Origin of the sequence: Pelosinus baikalensis, assembly GCF_020819555.1 — a bacterium.
Classification (GTDB): Bacteria; Bacillota; Negativicutes; order DSM-13327; family DSM-13327; genus Pelosinus; species Pelosinus baikalensis.
Window position 1 is genome coordinate 305,359 of sequence record NZ_JAJHJB010000001.1, and the last position, 21,393, is coordinate 326,751.

At 40.8% G+C, this 21,393-nt stretch carries 21 protein-coding genes; 5 read left to right on the top strand and 16 right to left on the bottom strand.

Translation table 11 applies throughout. From position 1 onward, the window contains the following. Positions 1-838 precede the first annotated feature (838 nt). Positions 839-1,411, bottom strand: coding sequence for a helix-turn-helix domain-containing protein (locus LMF89_RS01230; RefSeq protein WP_229533510.1), 573 nt, complete (start codon positions 1,409-1,411; stop codon positions 839-841). Between the two features lie 256 nt (positions 1,412-1,667). Here LMF89_RS01230 and LMF89_RS01235 point away from each other — a divergent pair, with 256 nt between their 5' ends. Further along, entirely contained in the window at positions 1,668-2,357 is a 690-nt protein-coding gene (locus tag LMF89_RS01235; RefSeq protein ID WP_229533511.1) for an AzlC family ABC transporter permease, read from the top strand. After that, on the top strand, positions 2,350-2,667 hold the full coding sequence (locus tag LMF89_RS01240) for an AzlD domain-containing protein (protein WP_229533512.1): 318 nt from the start codon (positions 2,350-2,352) through the stop codon (positions 2,665-2,667). Before LMF89_RS01235 ends, LMF89_RS01240 begins: the two co-directional genes overlap by 8 nt. A gap of 582 nt (positions 2,668-3,249) precedes the next feature. On the opposite strand, the gene LMF89_RS26110 is transcribed toward LMF89_RS01240, so the two are convergent. Then, positions 3,250-3,438, bottom strand: a complete 189-nt coding sequence (locus LMF89_RS26110; protein WP_369412553.1) for a PepSY domain-containing protein — start codon at positions 3,436-3,438, stop codon at positions 3,250-3,252. Between the two features lie 49 nt (positions 3,439-3,487). Between LMF89_RS26110 and LMF89_RS01245 the strand changes: the two genes are divergently transcribed. Together LMF89_RS01245 and LMF89_RS01250 are read left to right on the top strand one after the other, a co-directional pair. Further along, entirely contained in the window at positions 3,488-4,069 is a 582-nt protein-coding gene (locus LMF89_RS01245; RefSeq protein ID WP_229533513.1) for a winged helix-turn-helix domain-containing protein, read from the top strand. After that, positions 4,066-5,454 (top strand): sensor histidine kinase, encoded by a 1,389-nt coding sequence (locus LMF89_RS01250; RefSeq protein ID WP_229533514.1) that lies wholly within the window; start codon positions 4,066-4,068, stop codon positions 5,452-5,454. Before LMF89_RS01245 ends, LMF89_RS01250 begins: the two co-directional genes overlap by 4 nt. A gap of 92 nt (positions 5,455-5,546) precedes the next feature. On the opposite strand, the gene LMF89_RS01255 is transcribed toward LMF89_RS01250, so the two are convergent. Further along, the gene (locus LMF89_RS01255; RefSeq protein ID WP_229533515.1) at positions 5,547-5,825 is read right to left on the bottom strand and encodes a hypothetical protein; all 279 of its coding nucleotides are present in this window, start codon (positions 5,823-5,825) and stop codon (positions 5,547-5,549) included. Positions 5,826-6,483: 658 nt separating this feature from the next. Then, entirely contained in the window at positions 6,484-7,830 is a 1,347-nt protein-coding gene (locus LMF89_RS01260; RefSeq protein ID WP_229533516.1) for an aminotransferase-like domain-containing protein, read from the bottom strand. A 205-nt stretch (positions 7,831-8,035) separates the two neighbouring features. Between LMF89_RS01260 and LMF89_RS01265 the strand changes: the two genes are divergently transcribed. Next, complete coding sequence (locus LMF89_RS01265) at positions 8,036-9,445, top strand: glycoside hydrolase family 1 protein (protein ID WP_229533517.1); 1,410 nt, start codon at positions 8,036-8,038, stop codon at positions 9,443-9,445. A 126-nt stretch (positions 9,446-9,571) separates the two neighbouring features. Here LMF89_RS01265 and LMF89_RS01270 read toward each other — a convergent pair whose 3' ends face one another. The 12 genes from LMF89_RS01270 to LMF89_RS01325 form a co-directional block, all read right to left on the bottom strand. After that, positions 9,572-10,963 (bottom strand): L-cystine transporter, encoded by a 1,392-nt coding sequence (locus tag LMF89_RS01270; RefSeq protein WP_229533518.1) that lies wholly within the window; start codon positions 10,961-10,963, stop codon positions 9,572-9,574. Positions 10,964-11,432: 469 nt separating this feature from the next. Then, complete coding sequence (locus LMF89_RS01275) at positions 11,433-12,848, bottom strand: NADH-quinone oxidoreductase subunit N (RefSeq protein ID WP_229533519.1); 1,416 nt, start codon at positions 12,846-12,848, stop codon at positions 11,433-11,435. Beyond that, complete coding sequence (locus LMF89_RS01280) at positions 12,845-14,380, bottom strand: complex I subunit 4 family protein (protein WP_229533520.1); 1,536 nt, start codon at positions 14,378-14,380, stop codon at positions 12,845-12,847. The genes LMF89_RS01275 and LMF89_RS01280 overlap by 4 nt, the downstream gene beginning before the upstream one ends. A gap of 1 nt (position 14,381) precedes the next feature. Continuing rightward, complete coding sequence (nuoL, locus tag LMF89_RS01285) at positions 14,382-16,286, bottom strand: NADH-quinone oxidoreductase subunit L (RefSeq protein WP_229533521.1); 1,905 nt, start codon at positions 16,284-16,286, stop codon at positions 14,382-14,384. A gap of 27 nt (positions 16,287-16,313) precedes the next feature. Continuing rightward, the gene (gene nuoK / locus LMF89_RS01290) at positions 16,314-16,622 is read right to left on the bottom strand and encodes an NADH-quinone oxidoreductase subunit NuoK (RefSeq protein WP_007960082.1); all 309 of its coding nucleotides are present in this window, start codon (positions 16,620-16,622) and stop codon (positions 16,314-16,316) included. Next, positions 16,619-17,128, bottom strand: a complete 510-nt coding sequence (locus tag LMF89_RS01295) for an NADH-quinone oxidoreductase subunit J family protein (protein ID WP_229533522.1) — start codon at positions 17,126-17,128, stop codon at positions 16,619-16,621. Before LMF89_RS01295 ends, nuoK begins: the two co-directional genes overlap by 4 nt. Continuing rightward, positions 17,125-17,601, bottom strand: a complete 477-nt coding sequence (locus LMF89_RS01300; RefSeq protein ID WP_229533523.1) for a NuoI/complex I 23 kDa subunit family protein — start codon at positions 17,599-17,601, stop codon at positions 17,125-17,127. The genes LMF89_RS01295 and LMF89_RS01300 overlap by 4 nt, the downstream gene beginning before the upstream one ends. Positions 17,602-17,612: 11 nt before the next feature. Continuing rightward, on the bottom strand, positions 17,613-18,653 hold the full coding sequence (gene nuoH / locus LMF89_RS01305; RefSeq protein ID WP_229533524.1) for an NADH-quinone oxidoreductase subunit NuoH: 1,041 nt from the start codon (positions 18,651-18,653) through the stop codon (positions 17,613-17,615). Positions 18,654-18,679: 26 nt separating this feature from the next. Continuing rightward, on the bottom strand, positions 18,680-19,777 hold the full coding sequence (locus LMF89_RS01310; RefSeq protein ID WP_229533525.1) for an NADH-quinone oxidoreductase subunit D: 1,098 nt from the start codon (positions 19,775-19,777) through the stop codon (positions 18,680-18,682). Then, the gene (locus tag LMF89_RS01315; protein WP_229533526.1) at positions 19,771-20,250 is read right to left on the bottom strand and encodes an NADH-quinone oxidoreductase subunit C; all 480 of its coding nucleotides are present in this window, start codon (positions 20,248-20,250) and stop codon (positions 19,771-19,773) included. Before LMF89_RS01315 ends, LMF89_RS01310 begins: the two co-directional genes overlap by 7 nt. Continuing rightward, positions 20,247-20,762, bottom strand: a complete 516-nt coding sequence (locus LMF89_RS01320; protein WP_229533527.1) for an NADH-quinone oxidoreductase subunit B — start codon at positions 20,760-20,762, stop codon at positions 20,247-20,249. Before LMF89_RS01320 ends, LMF89_RS01315 begins: the two co-directional genes overlap by 4 nt. Then, positions 20,753-21,115, bottom strand: a complete 363-nt coding sequence (locus LMF89_RS01325; RefSeq protein ID WP_229533528.1) for an NADH-quinone oxidoreductase subunit A — start codon at positions 21,113-21,115, stop codon at positions 20,753-20,755. Before LMF89_RS01325 ends, LMF89_RS01320 begins: the two co-directional genes overlap by 10 nt. Between the last annotated feature and the right edge of the window lie 278 nt (positions 21,116-21,393).

Consider the following 21,393-nt stretch of genomic DNA (forward strand, 5'->3'; position numbering starts at 1 on the left):
ATATGCAAGTGGCATATAATTGTTACTGAAATATAATGACGAAACTGTACTCAGAAGATTTGTTTTAGAAGTGCACGCAGACCAATGTCCTTGATACCTCAACAGAAAAATCAAGGACATTGCAATTTAAACAGTATTCATGCTGAATTTTAACATTGGAGGATACCCATTAGTTGCATTTATAAGCAGTTACCTGCACGCTCACCTCAAATAATATCTAATAAAAAAAAGCTACCTCACTATTTTAAGAGTAAGGCAACCTTTGTGGATAGCTATATTATGCGGATGAATTGGATTTTAGCATGTAGTGCTGCAATCGTCTTCAAAGCCGCAGAACAACAAAAGAATAATAATTATGACGATGACAAACCAACAGCCGCCACTACCACCGCCAAATCCCATATTTATTCCTCCTTTTCAACATAATTGGTTTACATTATATTTTATGTTTTTTGAGGATTTTTGGTTACAGGTTGGATATTCAATAAATAAGAAAAAGAGCCGTCCACCTAATTTAAATGTCCCCTATAAAGTAGACTTTTTAATGTCTACTTTATAGGGGACATTTTAAATTGAGACAAGACAGTGTTTTCGTGTGGATAAAGCTGTTAGTAACACACATTTTTGTGGATAACTTTACCATATATGTAATATATATGCCATTTATTAAGATCCAAAACTATTGCAGATCATCGTCAAATGAGCGACCTAATCATCAAGAACATCAAATACTTACAAATTCACGTGTGCTCTTAGAATTCTTAAGAGTACTTATAAGAAATTGTACTATAAATGGCGGGTTGCCTTAGTCATGCTGATATTCTGGGAAACAGACCTATTAAAGATTATTATAAGAAATGACAAAATGCAGCATGGTTAAAGAGGAAGAGGGGTTGGCATATTTATGTGGACGATCCCCTTTGAAACGAATGGAATCGTAATCATCCAAATGATGAGCCTCGCCGTCTACTTCCACCGTCAATTGACCAGACATGACGGTAACAAATTCCATCACCCCCGGTTGGTGTGCCTCTGACAGATACTCCCCTCGAGGTTGTAAGTATCCCCGATAAAGCTCAATCAAACCATGGGAACGAAACAAAGGCTCAGCGACAAATACATCATTTGAACTGATCAGCTTCATCCCATCTTTCTTCCGACTGATGGAGACATCCGATTCGATAGACAATAGAGCGGTTATTGGGATTTTTAGGCCATTTGCGATTTTCCAAATTACGGACAACGTAGGATTGGCTTCTCCACGTTCGATATTGAGTAATGTTAATTTACTAACCCCGATTTGTTTGGCCAAAACATCTATACTAATTCCTTTATTCGCTCGGAACTGCCGCAGATTGATGCCAATATACTTCCCCACATCCCTTTCACCCCAAGGCTTTTCGATGTTCATTTTTTCCTCCCTCGATCAAAAGACCAGCTTTTTCTAAGTCTTTTTTATAATATAATAAACCAAAAGTAAAATTTAATATACCAATTCAATGTTTATTATATTATAATAATCTATATGTAAATTTTATTATACCATTTTAGTACCTATTTTACACCATTGCCTTTTTCGCTTTTGATCAGAGAGATCCCATTAGTATGAATTATTTTTATTCGAGCAGTTAATGTAATGCATGATAAAACAAGGAGCTGTTGTTAATATGGACGAAAAAAAAGTAACCATAAGAACTGGTTTTACCGAAGCTTTACCATTAGCAATCGCTATTGCAGCATATGGTTTATCTTATGGTGTGCTGGCAACTCAAGCTAATTTTAGTTTAGCGGGCACCGTAGCAATGTCCTTGTTAGTGTTTTCCGGCTCCGTACAAATGGTAGCGGTTGCAATGTTAACGACGGGTGCAAGTCTAGCCAGTGTGCTTTTCACCTCCATTTTGTTGAACTTGCGCAATTTGTTATACGGAGCTGCCCTAGCTGAAGGTCTTGCACCTGCTAAAAATTGGAAGTGGCTGTTAGCTTTTGGTGTTTCAGATGAACCTTTTGTTTTAGGAGTTTCAAGGTTTACAAAATATGGACCGGACCCTCTTTATTTTGGAACAATTACTGGTACTTTTTATGCAGCTTGGACCCTCTCTTCGCTCATAGGGGCTTTAATTGGAAACCAAATTGATCCTCAAAGATGGGGATTAGACTTAGCGTTTCCGATTACTTTTATCGCTCTTATTATCCCCAGTCTTAAAGGAAAACCGGTAATTGCAACAGCACTCACTGCAGTAGTAATAGCGTCTGGACTTGAATATTCAATGCCGGGTAATGAATTTACAATTATCATTACCGGTATTTTGTCACCACTTGCGGGTCTTTATTTAAATAGGAGGTCTCAAAATGCTTAATTACTGGATTCTTATCGGATTGTTAGCAGCTTCTACCTATATATCACGCATCATAGGCATCGAAATCATGGCAGGGCGAGAGATGAATGCTACCTTGCGATTATATTTTAATTATGTTCCTATTGGAATTATTTCAGCACTTATCATCAAACAAATCTTAGTACCAATGGATGGTCAACTAGTTATTTCATTTCCGGTTCTTATAGGGTGTCTTTCCACAGCAATAACAATTAAGGTACTAAAAATGTTTCTTCCCTCTGTTATGATTGGAGCAAGTCTTGGATGGTTAGCTCGTTATTGTATGAGTTAAATTGATTCGCCATCTTCAGCAGTATGTCGGAATTCCTGACATACTGCGTTTTCGTCAATTTCACCTGTCTCAAAAGTATTTTGCAGATATTCGGCAATTATACTGCACCCCTTTTTCAAAAAGAACGCTTGCATTCTTAGTTATTTTTTTCTCAAATTCTAAATTCCTTCTATAAAATGAATAGCAGTCTATCGCCCATTCCGGGCTGCAGACTGCTATTTCTTACTATTTTAAAATTCGCTGTTTGATCCAAACGGCGAATCTTTTACAGAATTGGCAAATTCATTGAATGGATCAGAGTAAAATTATGCGCCTTCCTTATAATGACTAATATAATATATAATACCACTGATTATAAGGGCGGCACTACTAAATTAGCTAAATGTAAGTGCCAAGGAGATAAGTATTACAGTCGTGTTCAAATCATTGGAAAGCGGCTCAAAGCCAATTCGACTATTTAATACGAAATTGATTTTGAAAAAAGAGCAAGGGAATATCATAAATCCTTTGCGTCTTTTTTCAAATGAAGAGCCCCCTATCGTAAAATGCTACGATTAGGGGGCTTGGTCTGTTATTTAATTGCTAATATTTGATATATCTTTCCAGGATGACACCAGTCTCCGGATTAATCTCCATTTCGCCACGAATCGAACCATTTGCAAATTTAACTTCATATTTCCGATATCCATCATCTGATTCCAGCTTTACCTGACCAATTTGTGAGCCGGGAAACTCACTCAGTACGATTGCTGCAACATCACTCTCATTCAGCTTTACGGTTAAGCTCCCCCTCTTAGTTTAGTTTTTACTTCTGCTACCATTGCAGTATTTTTATTGCTATTATTTGGAAACAACAACATATGATGTTGTAATTCTGGATTGGATGCTGCCCAAACTGGACGGAATTTCCCTGCTAAAAAAGCTTCGCCGGCAAAAAGAAAGTCCGCCAGTTCTTTTATTGACCGCTAAAGACAGCATTGAGAACCGGGTTGAAGGCCTGGATGCCGGTGCCGACGATTACCTGATAAAACCGTTTGCTTTTGAAGAACTGCTGGCAAGGCTGCGTGTACTAGTACGCCGGCAGACAGATATTCAATGTGATACTATCTCGGTTGCTGATCTAATTGTAAATTTCAGTACCCGCAAAGTAATCAGAGGTGGAAAACAAATCATTTTATCCGGCAGGGAATTCGCCATTCTGGAGTATATGCTTCACAACAAAGGTATCATTCTATCCCGGGATAAAATCGAGCAACACATCTGGAGCTACGATTTCGAAGGTGCTTCCAATGTAGTCAATGTATATATTCGTTATTTACGTCAAAAGATTGATGACGGCTTTGAGCAGAAGTTAATTCATACCGTACGCGGATCGGGTTATGTTCTGCAGGAGAACTTATGAAACCACTGTCAATTAAAACTAAAATCACTGTTTGGTATACGGGGCTGATTGTTTTAATTCTCTGCATTATCTTAGGCATTCTCGCATTTAGCACCGATAGAATTCTGGTTTTTGAATTGCAGCGTGAGCTAGAGGATGAAGTCTATGATATCGTTGAAGACATTCAGTATGTAAATGGAACCTTCGACTTCCATAAATTAAAATATTTTGATGACGGTATCAGCATCTCTATTTATAACAGGGAGCAAGTTCTAATTAAAGGATTATTACCGTCTGGATTTTCTTCATCTGTGCCATTGCACAACAACCAGATCCAAACCATTCAATCAGGTGAAGTCCATTGGCTGGTCTATGACCTTTACGTCAGTACTAACTGGCCGGAAGCATTATGGATCCGGGGAATCGTCTCTCTTAATGCAAGTTATGAGACACGCACTTATATTTTATTAATTTGCGTAATTCTATTTCCGTTTCTAGCCCTATTAGCTGCTTTTGGCGGCTGGCTGATTACCCAAAAAGCGTTTCAGCCAGTCAGCCTGATCAGAAAAACGGCAGCAGATATTGAGAATAGCGGCGACCTGTCCAAGCGCATCCAGCTAAGCGGCAGCAAAGACGAAATTGATGACCTAGCACAAACCTTTGACCATATGCTGGATCAGTTAGAGCTCTCTTTTCAAAAAGAACGTCAGTTTACCTCTGATGCTTCCCACGAACTCAGAACACCACTTTCTGTTATCCTGGCCCACACGGAATATGGCCTGACCCAGAGAGACAACCCCGCCGAAACAGCGGACGCCCTGCAGGTGATTCAACAGCAAGCAAAAAAAATGATGGCTTTAGTATCTTCTTTACTGTTACTCGCCCGTACAGACCATCAATCGGCACAGCTTGATTTTGAGACCGTCAACCTGAGTGAAATAGCCAATATGGTCATCGATGAACTCATGATAACTGCTCAATCAAAGAATATCACCATCCATACCGCAATTGACGACAACCTTATCATTGTTGCCGACCAAACCTCGATCATGCGTCTATTATTAATATTACAAAATGCCATACGTTACGGGCGGCAAAATGGCTGGATTAAAGTTGAGCTCCACCAGCTCAAAGAAGACGTGCTCGGCAGCATTGAAGATAATGGCATTGGCATTGCCTCTGATGACCTGCCTCAAATTTGGAACAGGTTCTATCAGGTTGATCCCTCCCGAAAAAGCGTGGAAGATACCAGTGCAGGGCTCGGCCTTTCTATCGTTAAATGGATTATCGAAAGTCATGGCGGCCAAATTTCTGTGGAAAGCCTTCCGGGACAGGGTACACTATTTCGCTTCTCACTGCCTAACCGGTCCAGACATTACACAAACAAGACTTTAAAACGCACTTAATATTTGTCCACTTTACATGAACAGCAGCTTGCCGCCTATTTCAGGTGGCAAGCTGCTGTTTCTTCCAGCAAAAAGACCTGCTCCGCTGCTTTTCACATGCTCTGCCGTCTCCTGGGTTTGATTCCTTGCTCTAACAATTCCTTATCTAATCGTGCATAGGTAATGTCTCTATATTCTTCGAATGAAATTTCGTGAACTATTTCAGTGATTTTTCCAACCAGTGAAAGATGATATATAGCATCTTCTTTTTGCTTCTTGACTATCACATACTCTTTCCCATCCAAATCTGTAATCAATTTAAACGTAATGTCAGTGCTCTCTGTTTCCACACCCATAATCGTGTCTTTCGTTGTTCTGTAGGTTCTGTACATTTACAGTATCCTCATTTTCCCAGGAATCGCGTCTTTTGCTTCGTAAATGGAACGAAGATCTCCCCTTCGTTGTGGCGAGGAGGAGTCCCCGCCACGCGCTGGTACGGTGCTTTTACCCCAACTGTATACTCTTGTCTTACCTTGGATTGCTACCAATTTATATCCCCCCATCTTCATCCTGTAGGAGGTTTCTTCTATCCGCAGTTCAGGATAGAAGAAACCAGCATACAGTTTGTTTCAGGGGAAATTAAAAAAACGCATATGCGAGGTCTTTTCAACCTACACATGCGCTTTGCTTCGTCTTGACTGCGCGCAGACGCTAAGCCTCTGCCAAAACTCACAATATTACTATTCCGAATAATGCATCCCTTGTTTTCAAGGAAAGATCACGGTATAATAAATTGTCGTCGTAGACAGCTAGCTGTTACGTGTAGGTGCTACCACACCTGCTCGTGCCTGGGAGTGCTTGCAACACTCTCAGGACACGGCGACTTTTTTAATTTCCACCTATTCCTAATTATATTACTTTTTTTAGGGATTGCAAGCAAAAGTAAAGTGAAAAATGAGTTCTGATTTCATTTTTTTTGCTTCGTCATATCCCTATTCGATTCATTTAGTTCTTTTGAAAATGGTTCCGAACCTTCCTGCGCTTTTAGTCTTAACGGCGCTTCAATTCTTCGTAGATTATCTCAAAACCCTTGTTAATAGCAGCTTTATTGGTACGCGCAATGCTCAGTCGGATTCCTTTTTCACGCCAAGAGTTATCGATGTAAAAAGAGTAATTACTTCCGCCAGCGATGAGAATATGACGCTTTTTTAGATTCTCAATAAACCGATTCTCATTTATATAATCTGGCAGCTTCAAATAAGAATAATAGCCCGTTTTGCCACCGATACATTCTATATTATAGGTAGCCAAGTTACGAAAATTGTTATCTAGACATTTCAATCTCTCGGAGAGCTCTTTTTTTATTGATTGGACATGTTTTTTTAGTATATTACTGCGAATATAAATTTCTAACGTGGCTTGTGATATCAAAGAAGCTGAAAAATAGGAATAATAATAGGAGAAACGTGTATGTTCTGTAAAGATATTTAAAAGATCAGTGGGGATAACTACAATTCCCACTCGAATCCAGGGGAGTATTTTAGAAAAATTTTTCAAGTAGATGTGATGATGATGGTCACCATACGCATAGATGGGATCGTATTTGGGATCGAAAGAGATATCTCCGAAATAGTCATCCTCCACAATATATACATCATATCGAGCGGCTAGTTCGGCAATGGCCTTTCGTTGTGCTTTTGGATAGGTTGTACCTAATGGATTGTGGTTACGAGGAACAGTATAAAAAAATTTGATAGGTTCTTTTTTGAAAAGTTCCTCCAATCGATTTAGATCAATTCCTTGCTCGTCTCTGCGAATTCCAAGCACCTGGGCACCAGAAAATTTCAGAAAGTCGATAAAGTATTTATAGGTTGGCTGTTCGATCAAGATCGCATTCTTGCCATTAGGAAAAGGCATTTGTGCCAAAATACTGAGTGCTGGTTGAATACCTAAATTAATAAAGACGTTATTCATCGGAGTAAATACTTGAAAATCAGCTAAGTACTTGACGGATAATTTTCGTAATGATTCTACACCATAGACAGTATGTGATAAGGATAGATCCTGGTATATATCCGTAGCTCTATTCAAGCAATGGTTAAGGTCAGGTATATGCATATCACGCATTAATAAATTACCTGTAGAGAAGTCTACGATCGCAGTATCAATGTTCTCAGTTTTAATGACATTCTCCACAATATAATAACCGCTTTGCGGTAGAGAATAGATGAGATGCTTATTTTTCAGTGTTTCATATGCCTTAATAACAGTACCTTGTGAGCAGCTGTATTTTTCAGACAAGTCTCTGACAGAGGGGAGTTTTTTATGGAGTTGATAGTCCCCGACCTGGATACTCTTTTCAATATCCATGGCTATTCGTACATAGATCGTATTCATACTAACACCCTTTCAACTGTACTAGTGCAGTTCTATTTTATCACAATTGCACCGCTCTTTCGTATGAATATATAATGAATTATGCAAAGAAGAAAGTTCGCATGGTGAAGAGAGTGAAATGAAATTTTGCTCCGAGGAATGAATGCCTTTAAGTATATTGAAAAATATAAATACACTTCTAAATATAAAAAGGAGAATAACGTATATGAGATTTCCTAAAGATTTTCTGTTTGGAGCAGCTTCCGCATCGTATCAGGTTGAAGGCGCATGGAATGAAGATGGTAAAGGAGTATCCAATTGGGACTTGTTTTCTAAAATTCCCGGCAAGACATTTGAGGCAACGAATGGTGATGTAGCAGTAGATCACTATCATCGGTATAAAGAAGATGTAAAACTCATGGCAGAAATGGGATTGGAATCGTATCGTTTTTCAGTATCATGGGCAAGAATTATTCCCGACGGTGATGGTGAAATCAATCCCAAAGGTATCGAATTCTATAATAATCTGATTGATGAATGTTTACATTATGGGATTGTCCCCTTTGTAACCTTGTATCACTGGGATTTACCCCAACCCCTAGAAGCGAATGGGGGCTGGACGAATAAACGGACAACGGATGCATTTGTAAAGTATGCCAATGTTTGTTTCAAAGCATTTGGCGATAGGGTAAAGCACTGGATTACTTTCAATGAAACAGTAATATTTTGTGGTCATGGCTATCTGTTAGGAGCACATCCACCAGGGATATTGAGCGATCCTAAGAAATATTTTCAAGCGACGCATAATGTCTTTACAGCTCATGCTAGAGCGGTCAGTGATTATAAGAAAATGAAGCAATTTGGTGAAATCGGTATTACGCATGTATTTAATCCAGCATTCAGCATCGACAATAATGCTGAAAACGAAAAAGCTACCTATCATGCTAATCAATATTCCACGGCTTGGTATTATGACCCTATTTTGCTAGGAACGTATCCAGAGTATGTTGTAAAGCAATTGGCAGAGAAGGGGTGGACCCCAGAATGGACAGCAGAAGAATTAGATATCCTAAAGGTCGCTGCACCACAAAATGATTTTATTGGACTGAATTATTACCAACCACAGAGAGTCGCGAAGAATGATGTGCAGGAAGACTCCACGCCTAAAAGTCGAGAACAGTCAACAGGTGCACCTGGTAATGCATCTTTTGATGGTGTGTATAAAACCGTAAAAATGGCGGATAAAGTATATACTAAATGGGGTTGGGAAATTTCCGCTGAAGGCTTTTTAGAGGGACTACGGATGTTAAAAGTGGCATACGGTGATGTTAAAATGTATATTACTGAAAATGGTATAGGTGATGAGGATCCGATTATTCAAGATGAAATTGTCGATATACCTAGAATTAAGTATATTGAAGAACATTTAAAAGCTGTAAAAAAAGGTATTTTAGAAGGCATTAATCTGAAAGGTTATTATGCTTGGTCAGTCATTGATTTATTGAGCTGGTTGAATGGCTATAAGAAACAATATGGTTTTATTTATGTAGATCATACTAATAATTTAGCACGAAAGAAAAAATTATCTTTCCATTGGTATAAGCAAATGATTGCTACTCGGGGAGAAGAATTGTAAGCAGGCTAATTGCCAAGGCTCTGCCAAACAGCTATTTAGTGGTGTTTGATACTGCTGGGCGCACTAAACCAAAGCACTATTTGTCAGTAAAATGACAAATAGTGCTTATTTATACTTAATAGAAATTTATTCCGGATTCACTTCAAGTATTTCTTGATTGTAAGTTGCTGTGTCAATCTCATTCATTATTTTACTAGTAGCAACGCCAGCGACCATGGCTCCACTTACGTTCAGCGCAGTTCTTCCCATATCAATTAACGGTTCAATGGCTATCAGCAAACCGACGATCCCCACTGGCAAACCCATTGTGGAAAGCACGATCAGAGCTGCAAAGGTAGCACCGCCGCCAACACCAGCAATTCCAAAAGAACCGATAGCAACAATAATCACAAGCTTAACCAGGAAAGCGAGATCAAGAGGATTAATTCCCACTGTAGGAGCAACCATCACTGCCAGCATTGCTGGGTATATGCCAGCACAGCCATTCTGCCCAATGCTTACTCCGAAAGAAGCCGATAAATTTGCATAACCTGAAGGAACCCCCAACTTATTGATCAGTGCTTGGATAGTCAGCGGAAGTGTCCCCGCACTTGTCCGTGATGTAAAGGCAAAAACCAGCACAGGTAGGACCTTTTTGACATAAGTAACGGGATTGAATCCCATTAAAGAGAGTATTATCAGATGCACTATAAACATAATAATAAGTGCTACATAAGAAGCAATTACAAACTGAATTAATTGGTAAATATCGGCATAATTACTTGTAGATACAAATTTAGTCATCAACGCCAACACTCCATAGGGCGTCAATATCAATACAAAATCTACAAGCTGCATCACGATATCATTCGCTGTCTTTATCGCATTCACAAAAAATTCCGCTGATTGAGGCTTCGCTTTCTTAATGGCCAACACAGCAATACCAATCAAGGTTGAGAAGAAAACTACCGATAATGTATCCGCACTGCCTTGACCTGTCATAGCATAAAAAGGATTAGTCGGAATGATTTCTATCAACTGCTGCTGCACAGGTTTTGTCTTAAATGAGGTAAATTTTCCTTCGACGCTTTTCGTAGCCCCCAGCTCAGCTTCACCTACCTGCAACCCCTCCGCCGTCAAATGAAATGCTAAGGAAGACCCTGCTCCAATAGCACCCGCAATAGCAGTGGTGAATAACAGTATCCCGATGATTAGCCCTCCGGCTTTACTAAGGATTTTAATATCCTTCAGGTTCGTGATAGCCGATGTGATCGAAACGATAATCAACGGCATAACAATCATCTTGAGCAACCGTACATAACCCGATCCTATTACATCAAACCAACTATTTGATTGTTTGATAACGTCTGATGAACCACCAAAAGTATTCTGCAATACACCGCCAAATAGAACGCCAAATATAAGTCCTGCCATGACTCGTACCCCAAAACTCACATGCTTACGTTGCATATAATATAAGATATACACGATTCCAAGTATTGCTAAGATATTGATGCTTACTGCTAAATAATTACTCATATTTCTCCTACCTTTCGTAAATAATACATCCGCGATTAAATTAGATTTCGCAATGACTTTTTAAAATACTATTGTTGATACGTATCTTTCATGCATAGATAACAACTAATTTGCTCTTTTCCCCTTCGATTATCTACCTTCTCCGTAAAAAGAAAAATAAAAAGGCCAAGGAAACGCTTAAGCGTTTTTTCCTTAGCCTTCAGTTTTCTGATCAGCCAATATATATTTTACTCACGTAGTATAACATAATCTTTTATCTATGCCAATATTTTGAGGGGAACTTTTTTGTGTTTAGCTTTAAAGCTCAACCTTTATTACCATCATGTGAATTCAAAATTAAAAAGGCCTTAATCCCTGATCTTTCAAGGATTAAGGCCCTTTTTTGCCATTACCAATGATATAGTTCTCCGTATCATTTATAGCTGCTAAAGCTTTAATTTAAAGTTTTGGAGGACAAACTCCTTTTCTTTTACCACAACGACCGAGCAGCAACATTTGCTAGCTCAGCTAATGGCCCAGGGTATATACCAATAAACAATGTTGCAATCAAACTAATCAGAGCCACAATACGCAGTGATACACTAGCAGTAAACTCCTGCTCATTCTTTGCTTCCTTACTGTACATCACTTTGACCACAAGCATGTAATAATACACCGAAACCATCGACATTACAAGCCCTAACATAGCAATCCAGAAGTAACCTTTATCTGTAATTGCCATAAATATATACATCTTACCGACGAAACCTGCCATTGGCGGAAGGCCTGCCATAGACAACAATGATACCGTCATAACCACCGCCAAGAACGGCGACTTTTGGGACAACCCAGAAAGATCGTCAATCTTATCTGAACCGTATTGGTTATTAACGGCAGTAGTGACAGCAAAGGCACCAACATTGGCCACCATATACAGCACAGCATAAAATAACATTCCCTTGACTCCGGCTGCATCAGCAGCCAAGAGACCCGATAAAATGTAACCAGCTTGCGCTACGGAGGAATAGGCCAACATTCGCTTGGTATTAGTCTGCCATATCGCGACTATAATACCTACAATCATACTTAGGCCAGCCAATAGACTGACAATAGTCAACCAATAGGCTTGTAAATCAGCAAATGCTACTAAGAAAACCCGCAGTAATACCGCAACTCCAGCAGCTTTTGATGCCATCGCCAACATGGCAGTAACAGGAATCGGCGCACCTTCATAAACATCGGGAGCCCACATATGAAAAGGAACAATAGACAATTTAAAACAGAAACCGGCAAGCATAAGTCCTAATCCCAGCAACATAGCCGGACTAGCAGTAAGATGAGCAGCGATTTCACTCAGCACAATGCTACCGGTAAAGCCATATACCCAGCTCATACCATACAGTAAAACTGCGCTTGCTGCCGAACCAAGAATCAAATACTTTGTGCCAGCTTCACTTGACTTACTACTTCTTAAATCAAAGCCAACTAGAATATAAAAAATAATGGTCATCAATTCCAAGCCAACAAACACCGTTAATAAATCATTTGCGGACGCCATAACCATCATACCCACTAAACTTAAGAGTAATAATGCATAAAATTCTCCAGTATTGTGAGTCAGTCCTTCTATATAATCAAAGGAAAACAACAGTGTTAAGATCGTCGCCACGATGAACAACTGCTTGAAAAACAAAGCAAATTTATCGACGACAAAAAAACCATGATACACCGTAGCTGAAGCTCCATGTTGGTTAAAAGTATAAACTAGAATCCCCAATAGACCACAAACTGCAAAATACCCTAAACTACGGCGAGCTTCTTGACGCGGCATCAATAAATCAAAGACGATGATGAGCAAAGCAAGAATTACAACGGCTATCTCACTGGTCAACAGCGCAATATTCATTGAAAAACACCTCCCAGCAAGGTCGGCGTAACATGCAGCTTAACTAGTAACGCCATTACCGGCTCCATGCCACTATTAACCATACCCATTAATAATTGTGGGAAAACACCAACTACTACTAAAACAGTCCCCAGTAATACAAGGGATACTAATTCAACTCCAGAAGCATCACGGCAAGTATCAAATTCTTCACGCCGCGGACCAAATAGCACATTTGCCAGCACGCGCAATATATAAAGCGCAGTGAAAACAATACCGGAAATGGCCAGAAGAGTATGAAGCGGGTAAACTTTAAATGCACCCACAAAGGTCGTAAACTCGGGGATGAATCCGGCTAACCCCGGAAGCCCTAACGAGCTCATACCAGCTAACATAAAGCCAGTAGCTACACGTGGCATTTGATGTGCTAACCCACCAAGACTTAGAACCTGCCGAGTATTTGTTTTGTCATAAACAAGACCAATCATTGCAAAAAATAAGGCGCTCATTATCCCATGGGCAAACATATTTGCAATCGCACCATCAATGCTGATAACATTTAAAGCTGCAAAGCCAATCAGTATATATCCCATATGGGATATTGACGAATACCCCACAATATATTTTAAGTCTTTTTGCGCTATGGTAACAAACGCAGCATACAAAACATTAACCACCGCAAAAAATGCAATAAACGGCGCCCAGAATTTAACCCCTAGCGGTAAAATGAGCAACCCAATTCGAATCAAACCATAGCCGCCGATTTTCTTTAACACTCCAGCATGGAGCATAGATACTCCTGTCGGAGCTGCCGCATAACCGTCCGGTGCCCAACTATAAAAGGGCCACATTGATAAAGTAGAACCAAAGCCAAGCAGCAATAAGAAAAATGTGAAGACTTGAACATCTTCTGATAAATTCCCCATCATATGAGCCTGAGCTAGAACTTGCATACTGAATGTTCGCATCCCTGCCGGAAACGCATTCACATATAACGCGATAACCCCGGCAAGCATGAAGGCTGAACCTAATAACAAGTAAATTGTCAGCTTCATCGCCGCATATTCTTTACTCACTCTTTCCGAAGAACCCCAAACAACTACCATAATGTAACTTGGTATGATCCCTAGTTCGTAAAACAATAAGAATATGAACAAATCCTGGGATACAAACGTTCCGATTGCACCGACTACCAAGAGCAGCAATTGAATAAAGAATTCTTTAGAGCGATTCTCCACATTCCAAGAAACAAAGATAGTGGAAAAACCAACCAGCATAGTTAATAGCAGCAGCGGCAAGGAAATTCCATCCACACCTAAAGCGTACGATACTCCAAGCTCGGTAATCCAAGGGACATTCTCTATATATTGCAGCCCGCCCAAGCTAACATCATAGGCCCAGTAAGCATACAAAGTTAAGCCGAGAGCGATTGCCATCGTTACAGCTGATATCATTTTTATCGTTTTGTCAGCTTCACGCGGCATAAAGGACAATACCAGTATCCCCCAGATAGGCGTTAGTAAAATTGCCGTTAATAATGGAAAATCAACCATTTTAGTAATCACCTCCCGATAAAACACCCTTAAATAGTGGGCTAAGCATTACTAACCATACTACAACGATTAGCATCGCTCCAAACATGATTAAGCCGTATCGCTGCAGCTTACCAGTCTGGCCTTTGCGCACTAAATCGCCAAGCCCAACGGGTAAACCAGCTATTCCATTTACAATACCTTCAACAAAATGAAGCTCCAACCAATACAAAATCTTGCCTAAGCCATCAACAAAGGTGTGATTGAGCCACAGGTAAAACTCATCAATATAATATTTGTGGAAACTCAGCTTATATAAAGTGCTGAAACGTCTGGACAGTTTATGAGGTGAAACCTTGCCCGAACCGTATATAAACCAAGCCAAGGAAATCGCTAGTATAGACAATACCGTCGACGTTGCTGCGATACCCCAATGTAAACCTTCGTGTGAGGCCGAACCGAAACGAACCCATTCACCAAAGTGGTTAGCATAAGGTATATACCCGCCAACAACAGCAAGAACGCCAAGCACTACCAATGGTATTCGCATGGACATTGATGCCTCATGGGGATGGTTGTCTGGTTTTTCCGATCCACAAAAGACGACAATCAGCAATCTTGCCATATAAAACGCTGTCATAAAGGAAGTCACTACGGCAATGGTGTATAACGGCATACTAACCTGGGAAACCGCCAATAGAATTTCATCCTTTGAAAAGAATCCAGCAAATGGCGGAATACCAGATATAGCGAGTACCCCAATCGTCATAGCGGCAAAAGTAACTGGCATTTTATGACGCAAGCCGCCCATCTCAAAAATGTCATTTTTATTTGGCAAACCGTGCAATACCGCGCCGGCTGCTAAGAACATCAATGCTTTGAAAAAGGCATGTGTCATAAGATGAAACATGGAGGCCGTAACACTGCCTACCCCAAGCGCTAACATCATATAACCTAACTGGCTGACAGTAGAATACGCTAAAATGCGTTTAATGTCCCGCTGGGTAAAGGCGATACTAGCAGCAAAGCAAGCTGTAAACGCCCCGATCCAGGCTATTACCTCCATTGCATTTGGCAAAACACTGAATAAGAAAAAAGCTCTAGCTACCAAATACACCCCAGCTACTACCATAGTAGCGGCATGAATGAGGGCTGATACCGGTGTCGGACCCTCCATCGCATCAGGCAGCCACACATGCAGCGGAAATTGTCCAGATTTTCCAATAGGACCAAGGAATAAGAGGAGTGCTACTATCGTCAGCAAATTTGTGCCATGCTCTGCAACATATGGAGGCACATTCGATGCTATCTGCTGAAAATCCAACGTACCAAATAAAATCTGCAAAAACAAGATTCCGACCAGCAACCCGAAATCACCAATGCGCGTAGTAATGAAGGCTTTTTTAGCAGCTTCCCGCGCAGAAACTTTGTGGAAATAGTAGCCAATTAAAAGATAAGAACATAACCCAACTAATTCCCAAAAAACAAACAACTGTACAAAGTTAACCGCAATCACTAATCCTAACATAGCAGATGCAAATAATGACAAGTACGCAAAAAAACGTCCAAATCCGGCATCACCACGCATATATCCAATAGAATAGATTTGCACCATCAGGGCTACCAATGTAACTATGAACAGCATCATAGCCGATATAGGATCAATATATACCCCCATATCAACAGTGAGTCCCGATATAGAAAACCAAGGTATTCTTTGAATCAACGGATTATCCACCGTGATATTATGAGTTATCACACCATACCCTACCCCTAAGGACAAGGCAAAGCTGATTAAGCTCATGCAAACAGACACCGTCGCCGCCAATACAGGGAGACGGCGCAGAAAGAATCCCACTATTATAAAGCTTATTGCCGGTAACAACGGAATAAGCACAGCATGAGACAATGCATATTGGTTAAACAAATTCTTCACCTACTCTCTAATGCAATTTTACCAGCGCATCTCATCAAGTCTCGCAGCATGCACCGTGTTCCGATCATAATATACTCGAAAGATCATTGCCATTCCAACTGCTACTTCAGCAGCCGCTACTGTAATCGTAAATATGGCAAATATTTGTCCGGTTAAAACCTCCGGTGTTATAAAGCGTGAAAAGGCAATTAAATTTATATTAACCGCATTCAGCATCAGCTCAATGCTCATTAAAATACCGACGATCGTTCTCTTGCTCAATACCCCATACAAACCAATCGCAAATACGATCGCTGCTACTGTTAAAAAATGAACCAATCCAATCATTCTTCCACTCCCTTTGCCAAAACAATTGCACCAATCATAGCTGCCAGCAAGAGCACTGCCGCTGCTTCCATTACCACCATATAATCGGTCAGTATTAACTGAGCAAGGAGCGACGGGGTATCTTCAACAATCACACTGCTGGAATAATGCCAGGGTGTGGTAGCTATGACTCCCAAGGTAACAACGACAAACAAGCCGCTTACCAGTGTAACTACGCGGGACGGAATATTTACTTCCGTATCATTCGTCCCATGCCTCTGACTACGCCTAGTAAGCATCGTCCCAAGAACAAAAACAATAGCAATTGCCCCATTGTAGATCAGAATTTGGACTGCTGCCAAAAAGTCCGCCTGCAAGAGCACATACAAACCGCTTACGCCGATAAAACATAAAGCCAGCAGTAATGCACTGTGTACAAGATTGCTTTTTGTCACAACTCCAAAGGCAGCTGCTACTGTAATCGCTGCAAATATATAAAACGCGACAGTGTAGATCAGCTCATTCATTCCTGCTCCCTCCTCGTAAGGGTATCCTCTTGCTCAGCATTGGACTTGTCCGTTTGGGCTACGTCTACTGTTGTCAACCCTGACTTTTGCTTTGCAATCGCTAAACAATCAACATCCAATTCATCTTTAAAATACCGTGAATTCTCATAATTTTTGTCCCAGCAAATAGCGTTTGTCGGACATGCTTCAATACAAAAGTTACAATACAGGCACAATCCTGAATGATATAGATATGACTTTAAGTGCCGTTTTTTCTGCTCATCAATGCCTGTAGTCATCTCAATAACATGATTAGGGCATGCCCTTGCGCACAGTCCGCACGCGATGCATTTTTTATTGTCTAACTCCAGCTCACCGCCACGAAAACGATCGGGCATGGTTAGCTTTATTTCGGGATACTGCAGCGTTTCCTTTTTGTTAAAAAAAGCTTTTAAGGTTACGCGCATGCCTTCTAATAATCCTTTACCAACCATAGCTTCCCCTCCTAACTAAAAAACTCGTAAATATACATGCCAATACCGGTAACAATGATGTTAAGTAGCGCCAATGGTAGTAACACTTTCCATCCGAAAGACATAAGTTGATCAATGCGCAGCCTGGGAAACGTCCAGCGAAACCACATAAATAGGAAAATCATTCCGCCGACTTTAAGAAAAAACCATACCCAGCCCGGAAGCCATGGTCCACTCCAACCACCCAAAAACAATGTGGTTGCAATCGCTGAAACCGCCAATAGATTTGCATATTCCGCCAAAAAGAACAGAGCCCATCGCATGCCAGTATATTCGGTAAATGGCCCAGCAACAATCTCTGACTCACCTTCGACTAAGTCAAATGGCGCTCGATTAATTTCTGCTGTTGCCGTAATAACATAAACCACAAAGGCAATAGGTTGTAAAAGGATAAACCAAGTATTCTGTTGCGCGGCTACTATCGAGCTCATCCGCATCGAGCCCGCCAGCATCACGACTCCTAGAATCGAAAGCACCATTGGAACCTCATAACTAAGCATTTGGGCGACCGTCCTCATACCGCCTACCAAAGAATACTTGTTATTAGAGGCCCACCCTGCCATCAAAAACGGTAAAACCGACTGGGAGGACATCGCTATAAAATAAAAAATACCAATATTTAAATCCGCAAAAATAGCCTTATTATCAAAGGGAAACACTACAAAAACTAGAGCTGCGGGGATAAACAAGAGCATCGGCGCCAAAACCCACATCCATTTGTCAGCGCCAGCTGGCATAATATCCTCTTTTGCCATTAGCTTAATCATATCCGCTACCGACTGCAGCGTACCCCCTGGACCGACGCGGTTAGGACCTGACCGTCTCTGCATGAAGGCACTTACCTTTCGTTCCGTGTAAACCAATACAACTGCCGTCAAGGAAATAATCGTGAAAATAGCCCCAATATTTATTAAACTCATGCAGATATCTACTAACTGTGGGTTAGGTAGAAAGCGTCCTAAAATATCTCTTAGTATTTCTGCAATTTTAAACAATCCTGTTATCTCTTGCATGCGTTATGACTCCTCTTAACAAAGTTTTAGCAATCCACTTCCCCCATCAATGAATCTAATGTCGCCAGTACAGCTACAACATCACCGATAAGCAAGCCTTGGCAGGTTTCATTCAGTACCTGCAGATTAATAAAGGAAGGGCGACGCACATGAAGGCGATAGGGGGTAGTTCCGCCATCGCTAACGATATAATACCCAAGCTCGCCGCGCGGGTTTTCAATAGAGTGATACACCTCACCAGCCGGTGGCTTCAACACTTTAGGAATAGTAGCCATAACCGTACCCTCAGGCATTTGCTCCAGCGCCTGCGTAACAATACTGGCGCTCTGCTTCATTTCTTCCATTCGGACGATATAGCGGTCCCAGCAATCACCAACTTGGCCTAGTGGCACACTAAAATCAAAACGGTCATAAATACCATATGGCTCCACTTTTCGAATATCATAGTCAACGCCTGAGGCCCGCAAGGCAGGTCCAGTCAAACCAATTTCTAATGCTCTTTGACCACTAATCACGCCAGTATTTTTTAAACGGTGATACAGAATTTCATTGCCTGTCAATAAACGGTGATATTCATCAAGCATAGCAGGAAAATCTGCCAAAAATTGCTGTAGTGCTGGGATAAATTCTGACGGTATATCAGCTGAGACACCGCCAAATCGTATATAGGTATAGGTCTGCCTAGCACCGCAGGCCATATCAAACAAATCCAAAATCCGCTCACGACTGCGAAAACCAAACATCATTCCGGTAGAAGCGCCAAGGTCAATTGCCAGCGACCCCATAAAAATCAGATGACTGGCAATTCGATTTAATTCAGTCATTATGATTCGCAAGTATTCCGCACGTTCGGGTACCGTAATGCCCATCATCTTTTCTACCGTCTGACAATATCCTAAGTTATTTCCCATGGATGAAACATAGTCCAAACGATCCGTATAGGGGATAAATTGGGCATAAGTTCGACTTTCCGCCAGCTTTTCAATACCACGATGCAGATAACCCATATTCGGAATCGCTTGCACTACTGTTTCGCCATCCAATTCCAGTACGACTTGTAATACACCATGCGTACTAGGATGCTGCGGTCCCATATTCAAAGTAAAGGTTTCTGTCTTTAACATGAACTCTTACCTCCTTCCCCTGCATTACCAGTATTGTACGTTTTGCGCAATGGATGTCCATCAAACTCATCCCGCAGTAAAATACGCCGCAAATCAGGATGCCCGGTAAATCTTACGCCTAGCAAATCATAAATTTCCCGCTCCTGAAAATTTGCAGAAGGCCAAATAACGGTGGCTGATGGAATTTGAGAATCTTCCATATCACAACGGGTCTTTACTGTAATCGCCTGCCGCAGCGGCAAGGAATATAAATGATAAACAACTTCTATATATTCCAAATAATCGACTGCCGTCAGATTACGCAGCATGTTACATTGATACAACTCGTTCGTTTTAAGAAACTCGAGTATATCTAGCAAACGATGTGGCTCTACAAGTAAAGCTGTCTGCGCTTCCTCGCCAATAATTTTTACGTCCTCTACATATCGAGCTTGTAGCTCAGCCAATGAATTATTTATGTCTCGGCTGCTCATGACTTTCTCCTCGCAATCTCGGGATTCTTAATCTTGCGCTTTAATTCCAACATTCCGTGAATCAAAGCCTCCGGCCGGGGCGGGCAACCGGGAATATACACATCGACTGGTAAAATCTTGTCCACTCCGGGAACAACCGAATATGAATCGGCAAAGGGGCCTCCAGAATTTGCACAACTGCCCATGGCGATGACATATTTGGGTTCAGGCATCTGCTCATACAAACGCTTTAATGGACCAGCCATCGCCCAAGTCACGGTACCCGCCACAATGAGCAAATCAGCTTGTCTTGGTGAAGCACGGAAAACCTCATACCCAAACCTTGACAAATCAAACCGCGCAGCGGCAGCCGACATCATTTCTATTGCACAACAAGCAAGCCCCGAGGACAATGGCCACAGTGAATTGCTTCGCGCCCATTTTAATACGGTATCCAAACTTGTTAAAATTATATTTTTCTGCAACAAATCATTGTCTTGCTCTTCTTGTGACTCTAGTTTAGTTACTTCCATTCCAATGCTCCTTTCTTCCAGGCATAGCCTAGCCCTACCAATAAAATGCTAAGGAAAATAAACATTTCAATAAAGGCAAACTTCCCTAACTGCTGAAACTTAATCGCCCAAAGATATAGAAAAACAGTTTCAATATCAAAAGCGACAAATACTAAAGCATACAAAAAATAACTTGCCCTAAATTGCACCCAAGTCTCGCCAACCGTATCTACACCACACTCATAGGGCAAAGATTTCTCTATGCCATGCTGGCGAGGACGAGGACGAATAAAAAATGCAGTCCCTAACGCTAATAGGGGAAAAACTAAAGCAACGAGCAGTAACAAACCAATATTTCCAAAATCCTGCAACATATTATCTCTCCTCCTTCGATAAAGAATTACTTTTTTTGACTTACTTACAATAGTAGTCTGCCACTCACACCCGACATCATACTTTCTTTTGGCAGACTTTTTTATACTAAAACGCTTAAAGCACCGACTATTATAGTCATCTATTTCTTTATTCCATTCGTTCCAAAATCATATCCGCTTGTTTTTCTCCCCCACTCCTCAGCGCATTTACTACTTTTGAATACAGAATACAGAATACAAAATACAAGATATAAGTTAAGTATGCACATCAACCTTAT